The 11378-nt window shown below is 67.1% G+C and carries 13 protein-coding genes; 8 read left to right on the forward strand and 5 right to left on the reverse strand.

The features are described from left to right. Together B4M62_RS09005 and B4M62_RS09010 are read left to right on the forward strand one after the other, a co-directional pair. Positions 1-584 (forward strand): prolyl oligopeptidase family serine peptidase (locus B4M62_RS09005; protein ID WP_290706829.1); only part of this gene is annotated, 584 nt, incomplete at its 5' end. Continuing rightward, positions 577-1539: an NAD(P)H-dependent flavin oxidoreductase gene (locus tag B4M62_RS09010; protein ID WP_290706831.1), complete on the forward strand. Its 963-nt coding sequence runs from the start codon at positions 577-579 to the stop codon at positions 1537-1539. The genes B4M62_RS09005 and B4M62_RS09010, both read left to right, overlap by 8 nt. Positions 1540-1549: 10 nt before the next feature. Here the strand turns inward: B4M62_RS09010 and B4M62_RS09015 are convergent, their stop codons facing one another. The 3 genes from B4M62_RS09015 to B4M62_RS09025 are packed head-to-tail and all read right to left on the reverse strand — an operon-like array spanning position 1550 to position 4659. Beyond that, the gene (locus B4M62_RS09015; protein WP_290706833.1) at positions 1550-2584 is read right to left on the reverse strand and encodes a fused (3R)-hydroxyacyl-ACP dehydratase subunits HadA/HadB; all 1035 of its coding nucleotides are present in this window, start codon (positions 2582-2584) and stop codon (positions 1550-1552) included. A gap of 40 nt (positions 2585-2624) precedes the next feature. Beyond that, positions 2625-4151 (reverse strand): DHA2 family efflux MFS transporter permease subunit, encoded by a 1527-nt coding sequence (locus tag B4M62_RS09020; RefSeq protein ID WP_290706835.1) that lies wholly within the window; start codon positions 4149-4151, stop codon positions 2625-2627. 4 nt (positions 4152-4155) lie between these two features. Then, a complete protein-coding gene (locus B4M62_RS09025) occupies positions 4156-4659 on the reverse strand; it encodes a MarR family winged helix-turn-helix transcriptional regulator (RefSeq protein ID WP_290706837.1) in 504 nt (167 codons plus the stop codon). Positions 4660-4747: 88 nt separating this feature from the next. Here B4M62_RS09025 and B4M62_RS09030 point away from each other — a divergent pair, with 88 nt between their 5' ends. The 4 genes from B4M62_RS09030 to B4M62_RS09045 all read left to right on the forward strand — a co-directional run bounded on the left by B4M62_RS09030 (position 4748) and on the right by B4M62_RS09045 (position 7500). Then, positions 4748-5230, forward strand: coding sequence for a glutathione peroxidase (locus B4M62_RS09030; protein WP_290706839.1), 483 nt, complete (start codon positions 4748-4750; stop codon positions 5228-5230). 64 nt (positions 5231-5294) lie between these two features. After that, complete coding sequence (gene purS, locus B4M62_RS09035) at positions 5295-5540, forward strand: phosphoribosylformylglycinamidine synthase subunit PurS (protein ID WP_290706841.1); 246 nt, start codon at positions 5295-5297, stop codon at positions 5538-5540. Further along, positions 5540-6217: a phosphoribosylformylglycinamidine synthase subunit PurQ gene (gene purQ / locus B4M62_RS09040; protein ID WP_290706843.1), complete on the forward strand. Its 678-nt coding sequence runs from the start codon at positions 5540-5542 to the stop codon at positions 6215-6217. The genes purS and purQ overlap by 1 nt, the downstream gene beginning before the upstream one ends. Before the next feature lie 2 nt (positions 6218-6219). Then, a complete protein-coding gene (locus tag B4M62_RS09045; RefSeq protein ID WP_290706845.1) occupies positions 6220-7500 on the forward strand; it encodes a M18 family aminopeptidase in 1281 nt (426 codons plus the stop codon). A gap of 58 nt (positions 7501-7558) precedes the next feature. Here B4M62_RS09045 and B4M62_RS09050 read toward each other — a convergent pair whose 3' ends face one another. Beyond that, positions 7559-8860, reverse strand: coding sequence for a hypothetical protein (locus B4M62_RS09050; protein ID WP_290706847.1), 1302 nt, complete (start codon positions 8858-8860; stop codon positions 7559-7561). An 85-nt stretch (positions 8861-8945) separates the two neighbouring features. On the opposite strand from B4M62_RS09050, the gene B4M62_RS09055 reads away from it, so the two are divergent. Beyond that, complete coding sequence (locus B4M62_RS09055) at positions 8946-9542, forward strand: hypothetical protein (RefSeq protein WP_290706849.1); 597 nt, start codon at positions 8946-8948, stop codon at positions 9540-9542. 8 nt (positions 9543-9550) lie between these two features. Here B4M62_RS09055 and B4M62_RS09060 read toward each other — a convergent pair whose 3' ends face one another. Beyond that, positions 9551-10459 carry a DUF1266 domain-containing protein gene (locus B4M62_RS09060; protein WP_290706851.1) on the reverse strand — a complete coding sequence of 303 codons (909 nt, stop codon included), beginning with the start codon at positions 10457-10459 and terminating at the stop codon, positions 9551-9553. A 284-nt stretch (positions 10460-10743) separates the two neighbouring features. Between B4M62_RS09060 and B4M62_RS09065 the strand changes: the two genes are divergently transcribed. Next, positions 10744-11378: Clp protease N-terminal domain-containing protein (locus B4M62_RS09065; RefSeq protein ID WP_290706853.1), on the forward strand; the 635-nt coding region annotated here is incomplete at its 3' end.

The raw sequence follows: 11378 nt of genomic DNA on the forward strand, positions 1-11378 counted from the left end.
AGATGTGTACCGTGCACAAGCGCAACACCTTCGACGACTTCGTCGCCGTTGCCCGTCACCTCGTCGACACCGGTGCGACGACCCCGGGGCAGTTGGTCGCCGAGGGGGGATCGGCGGGCGGGCTGCTGATGGGGGCGGTGGTCAATGAGGCACCCGAACTGTTCAACGGCATCGTCGCCGCCGTGCCGTTCGTCGACGCACTCAACTCGATCCTCGACCCGAGCCTGCCACTGACCGTCATCGAGTGGGAGGAGTGGGGTAACCCGCTGGAGGATGCGGACGTGTACGAGTACATGAAGTCGTATACGCCGTATGAGAACGTTCGCGCGGTGGACTACCCGGCCATCCTGGCGCTCAACTCGCTCAACGACACCCGGGTGCTGCACACCGAAGCGGCGAAATGGGTGGCGCGCCTGCAAGACTCGACGACCGGTGACGCTCCGATTCTGTTGAAGACGGAGATGTCGGCCGGGCATGGCGGAGTCAGTGGACGATACAAGCAGTGGGCGGAGGCAGCCTTCGAATTGGCCTGGATACTGCAGCAAACCGGTGCCGCACCAGAGCCGGCGGCCGGCGATGCCTGAGCTGCGCGAGATCGTAGCGGCATTATCGACTCCCATCGTCGGCGCACCGATGGCCGGGGCGGCCGGCGGCCGACTCGCCGCTGCGATTTCGGCGGGCGGCGGACTGGGGATGATCGGCGTCGGAAATGTCGCAACCGTCGAGCAGGTGCGCGCAGAGTGCGGTATTGCCGCGGCCTCCGGTGAGCGCTTCGGCGTGGGGCTGATGTGCTGGTCGTTGCCGCAGAACCCCGAATTGCTCGACGCCGCACTGGAATTCGAGCCGATCGTCGTCAGTTTGAGCTTCGGTGACCCGCGCCCCCACCTCGCGAAGGTCCGCGCGACCGGGGCCGCTGTCGTCGCTCAGGTCGGAACCCGGGCCGAGGCGGCCGATGCCCTCGACGCCGGCGTCGACGGACTCGTGGTTCGCGGATCCGAGGGCGGCGGACACGGGCGGGGCGTCGTGTCGACGCTGCCGCTGCTGCAGCAGGTGCTGGACCTGACCGATCGCCCGGTACTGGCGGGGGGCGGCGTCGCAACCGCCCGGGGGCTGGCGGCGGTACTGGCGGCGGGAGCCGTGGCGGGCTGGGTCGGGACACCATTCGCGGCGTGCGCGGAGAGCCTATTCCGGCCCGAGCTCAAGGAAGCGGTGATCGCGGCCGACACCGACCAAACCGTGTACACCCGGGCGTTCGACATCGCCCAGCGGTTCGACTGGCCGACGAGGTACGGCGGCCGGGCACTGGTCAACACATTCACCACATCGTGGGCGGACCGCACCGATGCCCTGCAGGCGGCGGTCACCGATGAGTTGACCGCGAAGATCAAGCAGGCCCGGGTCGACGCCGATCTGTCCCTCGCGCCGGTATACGCGGGCGAATCGGCCGGCCTGGTGGACCGTGCGCGCACCGCCGCGCAGGTCCTTGCCGATTTCGCGCCGTTTCGCGACTACTTGCGCGCCGCGCAGCGCTGGACCTGAGCCGGCCGGGCTAGCCGAAGCGGATGTCCAGCGTCGCCATGCCGAAGATTTTCTTTCCCGCCGACTTCGCGGTCAGGATGATGACGCCGCTGCGGGTCGCCGGGTCCAGGGATTTGATGCGGCCGCTGAACTCGATATCGCCCTTACCGTCGGCTGGGACGATCGTCGGCGCCGACAGTCGCACCGCGTAGCGGGTGACCGCGCCGGGATCGCCGGTCCACTCGGAAACAAACCCGATGCCCAAGCCCATGGTCAGCATGCCGTGGGCGATCACGTCGGGCAGGCCCGCGAGCTTGGCGATGCTCTCATCCCAGTGGATCGGGTTGGCATCGCCGGCGACACCCGCGTAGTTGACGAGGTCGCCGCGCGACAGATGGGTGTGGTGCACCGGCAACGTGTCGCCGACCGAGAGTTCGTCGAAGTTACGGCTTCGCGGGGTGCGGGTCGCGCCGGCGGCTGCGATGATGCGCTCCCCGTCGGTGCGCACCGTCTTGACATAGTCGGCGGCGGCGGCCTCCACCGACATGATGTCGACGTCGTGCATCATCACTTTCGCGACGGCCTCGGTGATGGCCGGATCGACCTCGTCGGCGGTCACCCCGATGACGGTTGTGTGCATGGTGTGCACCGTCTCGCCTGTCTTCACATCGAGGAAGGTGTTGGTGATCGTGATCATGTCCTTGCCGGCCATCCGGCGCACCGAGGACAGTTCGACGTCGGTGTGCAACTCGTCGCCGACGGTGATGGGCCGATGCTGCTCGAAGACCTGCTCGGTCTGCACGTAGGTGTCGTAGCCGACGACGACCTCTTCGAGCAGTTTGCGGTTGGCAGCCATCGCGCCGATCGCGGTGAACGTCATCGGCGCGATGAGGCCGGCGTAGCCCAGATCCTGTGCTGCGGCCGGATCCCAGTGCGCCGGATGGTAGTCCTGCACCGCCCGGGCGTACTCGCGGATCTTCTCGCGGCCGATCTCGTAGGTGTGATCGGCCTGATAGTAGTGGCCGACCCGGGACAGGAGGGCGGGTTCGTCGCCTGCCGTGGTCATCGATTCTCCAACTGTTCGGTTCGGGGTGATCCTAGTCGGATCAGTGCACACTGATGTGCCGGGTCTGATCCATGTCTTCCTCGACCAGTGGGGACGCGATCTTCTTGCGCGGCAGGAAGTAGGCCGGGATCAGGGTGATGGCGGCGACGATCGCGGCAACGGTGAACGGAGTCGTGAACGCGGCGGCGGCTTGCTCGAACCAGTCCTGCGGCGGCACCGGACCGCCGGGCTTGAGCCGGTTGTAGACGATGGCCTTCATCGCGTCCGGGTGGGCGGCGAGGGAGGTGAACAGGATGACGGAGATGACCGCGGTGCCGATCGATGTCGAGGACTGCTGGATGACGTTCATCAGCGTCGTGCCGTCGGGGACCTGTTGGTTGCGCAGCGTCGCCAGCGCGGCCGACATGATCGGCATCATCGTCATGCCCATGCCGAGGCCCTGAACGAACAGTGCGCCGCACACGATCCACAGCGAGGTGGTCGCGCCGATCTGGGTGAAGACGGTCATGCCCGCGATGATCAGAACCAGTCCGGTGAGGACGAACTTGCCCGGCCCCATCTTGTCGGTGAGACGTCCGGCGATCGGCATCGACAGCATCGCGCCGAGACCCTGCGGGGCCAGCAACAAGCCCGCCGCGAGGGTGGTCTGTCCGCGCACACCGATGAAGTACTGCGGATACAGCAGCGCCGAGCCGAAGAAGGCGATGAGGAAGACCACCATCGTCGCGACGGCGACGGCCAGCGTGCGGTTGCTGAACAGGCGCAGGTCGAGCAGCGGCTTCTTCTTGGTGGTGAGTGCGTGGTAGACGAAGGCCGAGATCAGTGCGAGACCGATCAGCGCGGGAATGAGCACGCGGGGCGCGGCGAATGTCTGCTCCTCGCCGGCGCTGGACACGCCGAACAGGAACAGGGCGAGGCCGGGGGAGAGCATGGCCAGACCCACGTAGTCAATGGAGGGCCGTTCACCGGTTTCGTCGTTCTTGAGCGCGAGCCATGCGTAGCCGAAGGCGACAATCCCGATGGGGACGTTGATCAGGAAGATCCAGTGCCAGGACACCTTCTCGATCAGCAGTCCGCCGAGAATGGGGCCGGCGATGGGCCCGAGCAGCATGGGGATGCCGAGTACCGCCATCACCGAGCCGACGCGCTCGGGGCCGGCGGCGCGCGTCAGGATCATCATGCCCACGGGCATCAGCAGCCCGCCGCCTAGGCCCTGGATAGCACGGAAGGCCACCAACGAGCCGATATTCCACGCCAACGCACACAGCACCGAGCCGAAGAGGAACAGGACCAGGGCGGTCAGATAGACCTTCTTCGTGCCAAAGCGCGTCGCGGCCCAGGAGGCCAGCGGGATGACGGTTGCCAGCGCCAGCGTGTACGCGGTCATCGACCACGCGGCGCCGGCCTGATTGGTGCCGAATTCGGTTTGGAAGGTGTCCTGGGCGACCGACACAACAGTGATGTCGAGGATCGACATGATCGAGCCGAGGACGACGACACCGGCGACGATCAGCACATGCCGATCAAGCTTGGTGTCCGGCGCCGGAGCAGCAGCGGGGGTGGTCATCGGGTCAGCTTTCTGTCTGTGGATCGGGATTGGGAGCGGTGAAGTAGTCGATGTCGCCGTTGACGACCGGATCGAGTGCGCAGGCCAGCGCATGCGCGACGTCGCTGGGCAGGCGGCGGGTGAACGCGCGCAAGGCGTCCGCGCGGGCGTCGACGGCCATGGTGACGAACGTGTGACCGACGGCGGTGAGTGACACCCGTTTGACGCGTCGATCCGTGGGATCTTCGCGTCGATCGGTGTAGCCCAGTCCGACCAGTTTGTCGACGACGCGGCCGGTGGCGGCGACCGATAGCTGGACGGCGTCGGCCAACTCGTTGACCGAGAGCGCCGTTCCGCGGGCACCCAACTCCATCAGAGTGCGAAATTGTGAAAAGGCCAGGTCCGCTTTGGCGACGTCGGCCATCGCCGATGAGTTCGCCGCACAGGAGAGGCGCTCAAAAAGCGTGGTGAGCGCTACGAAAGCCCGGTCAGCGCCATCGTCGTCACTCGGCCTATCCGTCGGTTGCACTCGGAAATAGTAACTGTCACGCAAATATTGTTGCAACGCAATTATCTGTGACGTCGATCATGATCGCCGACCTGGGTACGCTGACAGGATGGCCAATTTGAAGAGCATTCCCGTCACCGCCCTCGACGGATCCCGGCTCGATCTTGCCGCGTTCGCGGGTCCGCTTCTCGTCGTCAACGTTGCCAGCAAATGCGGCCTCACGCCGCAATACGCGAAGCTCGAAGAACTCGCGACGACCTATGGCCCGCGTGGGCTCACCGTCGTCGGCATGCCGTGCAACCAGTTCATGGGGCAGGAGCCCGGCAGTGCCGACGAGATCGCGGCCTTCTGCTCGACGACCTATGGCGTTACCTTTCCGCTGCTGGCGAAGGCCGACGTGAACGGCGCCGGCCGCCATCGCCTCTACGAGGAGCTGACACAGCTGCCCGACGCCGACGGCGAGGCCGGCGATATCCAATGGAACTTCGAGAAGTTCCTCGTCGGCTCCGACGGTGCGGCGCTGGCCCGGTTCCGCCCGCGCACCGAGCCCGACGCGCCCGAGGTGATCAGCGCCATTGAGGCGGCGCTGTAGCCGCCGGGTCCACTCGATAGACTCATCTCGTAGGCGGTTGGCCCGGCAAAGGAGCGCGAAAGCAATGGCACGTGTGGTGGTTGACGTGATGCCCAAGGCAGAAATCCTCGATCCGCAAGGGCAGGCCATCGTCGGCGCCCTTGCGCGCCTGGGCTTCGACGGTGTCGCCGGCGTCCGGCAGGGCAAGCGCTTCGAACTCGAAGTCGCGGACACCGTCGACGACGTCGTCTTGGAGAACATTGCCGCTGACGTGCTGGCGAACACGGTGATCGAGGACTACACCGTCACCCGGGTGCAGGTGAGCTCGTAGTGGCGCGGATCGGGGTGATCACCTTCCCGGGCACCCTCGACGATGTTGACGCCGCCCGGGCCGTCCGGCTGGCGGGCGCGCAGGCAGTGTCGCTGTGGCATGCCGATGCCGACCTGAAGGGCGTCGACGCGGTCGTCGTCCCCGGTGGCTTCTCCTACGGCGACTACATGCGGGCGGGGGCGATCGCCAGTCTGGCGCCGGTGATGACATCGGTGATCGACGCGGCGCGCACCGGCACGCCGGTGCTCGGAATCTGCAACGGCTTCCAGATCTTGTGTGAGGCGGGCCTGCTGCCCGGCGCGCTGACCCGCAATCAGGGTTTGCACTTCGTCTGTCGCGACCAGTGGTTGCGCGTCGAGAACACCGACTCGGCCTGGACCTCTCGCTTCGAGCCCGGGGCCGAGATCTTGGTGCCGCTGAAGTCGGGCGAAGGCCGCTACGTCGCGAGTGCGGCGGTACTCGACGAGCTGGCCGGCGAAGGCCGGATCGCGTTTACCTACGCCGGGGACAACGTGAACGGTTCGATGCGTTCGATCGCCGGGGTGACCAGCGCCGATGGCCGCGTCGTCGGACTGATGCCGCATCCCGAGCATGCGACCGAGGCGCTCACCGGACCGAGTGACGATGGGCTGGGCCTGTTCTACTCGGTCCTCGACGCGGTGTTGGCCAAGGCCTGACGATGGTCGCGTCAGCGTCCGCGGCGGGCCTTGCGTCCTTCATCGATGCCTCGCCGTCGCCGTTCCACGTCTGTGCCACCGTCGCTGCCGAGCTACTCGATGCGGGCTTCGCCGAAGTCGCTGAAACGCAGGCATGGCCGGCCGAGTTGGGCCGCTGTTTCGTCCGCCGGGGCGGATCGATCATCGCCTGGAGTTCGGGTTTCGGTGATACCTTCCGGATCGTCGGCGGTCACACGGACAGCCCGAATCTGCGTGTTAAGCAGCACATCGACCGCGTGTCCGCAGGGTTGTCGACAGTTGCGCTCGAGCCCTATGGCGGTGCGTGGCTGAACTCTTGGCTCGACCGCGACCTTGGGCTGTCCGGCCGGGTGTCGGTGCTCGACGGCGACGGTGTGGCCGAGCGACTGGTGAAGATTGATGAGCCGATCCTGCGGGTGCCGCAGTTGGCGATCCACCTGTCGGAGGACCGTAAAGGCGTCACCCCGGACCCGCAGCGCCACCTTGATGCGCTCTGGTCGACCGACCCCGATAGCCCTGGGCTGCTCGCGTGGCTGGCGCAGCGCCTCGGCGTTGCCGACACCGACGTGCTGGGCTGGGAGTTGATGACCCATGACGTCGAGCCGAGTCGCATCGTCGGTGCCGAGCAGGACTTGCTCAGTGCGCCGCGCCTAGACAACCAGGCGACCTGTTATGCCGGGCTGCGGGCGCTACTCGACGTCGGCGAAACGACCAGGCCGCCGTCGGCAACCCAGGTGCTCGCCTTGTTCGATCACGAGGAGGTCGGCAGCGGATCGCAGCGCGGTGCGGCATCGGACTTCCTTGCGTCGGTGTGCGAGCGGATCGTGCTGGCCCGTGGTGGCGGCCGCGACGACTACTTGCGGGTCATGGCCGGCAGCTTTTGTGCCTCTGGGGACATGGCGCATGCGACCCATCCGAACTACGCCGACCGACACGAGCCCGGACATCAGATCCGGCTGGGCGGCGGACCGGTGCTCAAGGTGAACCAGAACCTCCGCTACGCTTCCGACGCGACTGGCGCCGGGGTCTTCGAGCAGGCTTGTCGCCGCGCCGGTGTGCCGTTGCAGCGCTATGTCCACCGGGCAGACCTGCCGTGCGGCTCGACGATCGGCCCGATTACCGCGACGCGGACCGGGCTCGTCACCGTCGACGTCGGGGCGCCGCAGCTGGCCATGCACAGTGCCCGCGAGCTCATGGCGGTGGCCGACGTCCCGATGTATTCGGCTGCGCTGGCGGCGTTCTATTTCAGCGCGGATACCCCATGAGTTCGCCTATCCCACCCCGATCACTGTGGGATAGGCGAAACGAGGTGGGAACGGGCCGTCAGCGAAGCAAGGAGATCGTCGCGCCCTGACGCAGCACGAGGTGGCCGTCGACATTCTGCGCAGTGCCGTTGACCGGCACCTCCCACCGGATCCGGCCCGCTGCGGTGTCGAACGCGGTGATCTGGTTGTCGTTGGCCACGACGAGAAGGTCGCCGAAGGATCCGACGCACCGCAATTCTGCGATGCTGGTGTCCGGGCGCTGCCGGTCGGGAGCAGGCAGATGGCCGACGACGGTGCCCTTCCCATCCAGGCGCATCACCACCCGCGTGGCATCCTTGCGGCCGAAGGCGACCAGCCGTCCGCATGCCATCGGACGGCCCTTGGACAGCGAATCGTCGGCGACCGACCACAGCCCCTTCGGTTTCGCCGGATCTCGAATCTCGAATCGGCCGTGTGTTTCGCTGACTGTTGCCAATCCGGTGCCGCCGACGACGGCGAGGGTGGCCGGCCCGGCGGAGACCTGCATGCTGCGCGAGGTGTGCGTGGGCTTGGTCACGAGCTTCCCGGCGGAGAAGGCGTAGAAGTCGACAACACCGCTGTCGCCGGCCTGGCTTACCGCCAGGCCGGTCGGGTAAGCGGTAACGGTGCACGTCGTGCAACTGAGCCTGGTGGCGCCGGTGTGCGGGTCGAGCAGGATATGACTGGCGTCGGCCAGTTTGACGTCGACGAGATCGGCCTCGGGGAGGTAGGCGGGAGTGGCGGAGTCGGCGAACGTGCGGCTCCACGTGGTGGTGCCGCCGGGGCTGGTGGCACTGACCCGGTAGCCGACCTGGTTGACACGGATGAAGTCCTTGCCGGCCCCGATCATCCGGCCGGTGTCCTCCAGCGGTTGCGGTGGTCCCAGCGCGCCCGAGCCCGGGTCGACGAGGTAAAAGCCGTCCGGCACGTCCCCGACCTTGACCGCGCAGCCGACGTGCGCGCCGCTGTCAAAGGCGCAGCTGCCCAGACCGGCAACGATGGGCTTGTCCCACCGCGACGTCCCGTCAAAGCGGTTCACGGCGAGGAAGGCGCGCCCGAGCCCCGACGGGTACGCGAGCAGCCAGGTGCTGCCGTGGGTGTCGGCGACCGTGACTGGGCCGCCCGAACTGCTGAACCCCGGCAAATCGTCGATGCCGCGGGTCCAGGCGGTATCGGGGCGATCGGCATAGTCGCGGAGCTGACCGAACCCGTACCCGCGGCCCTGCGGCGGGTCGGGGGCTTGGGCGAGTACCAGTCCCACCGAGGCGACCATCGCGGCGATGAGGACCATCACGACGGTGCCGATTCCAATGGGAAACCGGCGGCGGAGACCTGAAGGCATGCGTACCAGTCAACCACGGCGCCGGATCGGCGCCGAGGATGACTTCGCTCCGTCTCGATCGGTAGCTTCCGCTAGATTTGGGGGGGTGACGGCAGCACAACCCAAGTCCTACGGCCCGCCGGCTCGGGAACGTCCCGATGTCGCGGCGGCGATGTTCTGGGTCGACAGTGATTCGGCCAACGCGCAGATCCTGGTTCAGTCACTGCGGTCGGACGAACTGCTCCTCAATGCCGTCTCCGCGTGGTTCAAAGGTGAATGGGGGCTGTTCGCGGTCACCAGCGAGCGCGTGTTGATGGCATGTGCGGGCAATGCGGAGAAGTCGACGCCGGGCTACGTCTACGAGATGCCGCTCCAGGCCGTCACCGGCATTGCCGACGGCGACGTCGAGGATGGGTTCCGTGTCGCGCAATTGCAGGACTACGAGTCCTGGACCAAGGTGTTCGTCAACGGTCTCACCTCGGTCTATGCGAGTGACCAGCGGGTGTACTGGGTCGTCGCCGACCTGATGAACCAGGGGTCCGCCGAGCTGGAGAAGGCCGCGGACGGGGGGGTGCTCGACGAGTTCACGCGGTACCGCGCCATCCGGGAAGCACATCGCGCGGGCGGGCTGGACGACGGCACTGCCGCCGCGGCGATCGCGCGGATGTTCGGTGCGGAGCTACCCGAGCGCGACACGTACTGACCGGTTCGTTACATCCCCAGTTCGCCGGGTTGCGGGCCGCTGGGCGGCACTTCGCTGGGTTGTTCGGCCGAGGTGGTGTCGGTGGTCGTCTCGGGTTCCGGTTGGCCCTTGACCATCGATACGCCACCGATCTGACCGAGCCGGTAGCGGCGCCACGGACTATCGGGGCGCATCAGCAGGCCGTGGACCCGCTCACCGGCGGTCTTGGCCGCCGCGCCGGCATTGTTCATCTCGTGCAGCGCCATCCAGTAGGTCCGCCCGATGACGAGGCCGTGCGCGAACTGCCGCCAGTTCGCGTAGTAGCTGCGTGCTGAAACAGCGGCAGAAATGAGCATTGGCCAGCATTCGTCGGTGCTGAGGTATCCGGCGGACCGCGACATTCGCACGACGTAGCCGACGCGCCCCAGATCCCAGGAGCGGATGTGTGCCGGGAAGTACGAATCGGCGATCACCGGGCGCAGCACCGACATGGTCCGCAGATTCATCAGCGCGTCATAGTCGGCGATGGTCGCCGAGGGCCCGCGGAACTGGGTGCGGGCGGCGAGAAACTCCCGGTGGGAGTCGGGGTCGTGTCCGGCCGTCTTCTTGACGATTGCGGCCACCAGCGGCGCGACGACCTCGAAAGCGCCGCTGTGCATCCCATCGAGGAGGCGGCCGACGGTCATCCGGGCGCTCACGGCGTCGGAGATCCCCCAGGCGGTAGCCAGGGCGTCGCGCACCTGCGGCTGCGGGACATCGACGTCGAGGGTGTCGCACCACATGTCGTTGACACCCCAGAGGAAGGCCCCGACGTTGAGCGCGTCCTGTTGCTCGGCGGTCACGGCACCGTCGCCTTTCCAGCGGAAGGGTCGGGCCGACTCGGAAGACCCGCCGACGGGAAAGGGCTGTGTCGGCGGAATGGTGGTCGGAAAGGACATGAATGCGAGGGTAGCGAAGCTGTTCGCTGTTGGCGTAGTCTCTCCGCTCCGGGCGGGGAACATCGGCGCTGTGCTCGGCGTTGACCAGCATTAAGCGCCTGTGAAGGAGTGCGGCGCCGACCGGCGACGATGACCGGCCGGCCCCAGGGCCGCACAAGGATTGCGGGCGCGGGTCCAAACACCACTAGAGTGGAAGCAAGCAGGTCAGTCGCTGCGCAAAGCCACCCGCGCGGCCGGCGCGGCGGGGCGCAGATTGACCGAGTGGAGCCACGTAAGGGAGAACAATGTTCGAACGGTTCACCGACCGCGCACGCCGGGTTGTCGTCCTGGCGCAAGAAGAGGCGCGGATGCTCAATCACAACTACATCGGCACCGAGCACATCCTGCTCGGCCTCATCCACGAGGGTGAGGGGGTGGCGGCGAAGGCGCTCGAGTCGTTGGGGATTTCGCTGGAGGCGGTGCGCACCCAGGTCGAGGAGATCATCGGCCAGGGGCAGCAGGCGCCGGCCGGACACATCCCCTTCACGCCCCGTGCCAAGAAGGTGCTGGAGCTCTCGCTGCGCGAGGCCCTGCAGCTCGGCCACAACTACATCGGTACCGAGCACATCCTGCTCGGCCTGATCCGTGAGGGTGAGGGGGTTGCCGCCCAGGTGTTGGTGAAGCTTGGCGCCGACCTGAACAAGGTTCGCCAGCAGGTCATCCAGCTTCTGTCGGGCTACCAGGGCAAAGAGCCGCAGGAGGCGGGCGCCGGTGGCCGCAGCAGCGAGGCGGGCACCCCGTCGACGTCGCTGGTCCTCGACCAGTTCGGCCGCAACCTGACCGCTGCCGCCGGCGAGGGCAAACTCGACCCGGTGATCGGCCGCGAGAAGGAAATCGAGCGGGTGATGCAGGTCTTGAGCCGCCGCACCAAGAACAACCC

Origin of the sequence: Gordonia sp. UBA5067 (genome assembly GCF_002414845.1) — a bacterium.
Lineage (GTDB): Bacteria > Actinomycetota > Actinomycetes > Mycobacteriales > Mycobacteriaceae > Gordonia > Gordonia defluvii.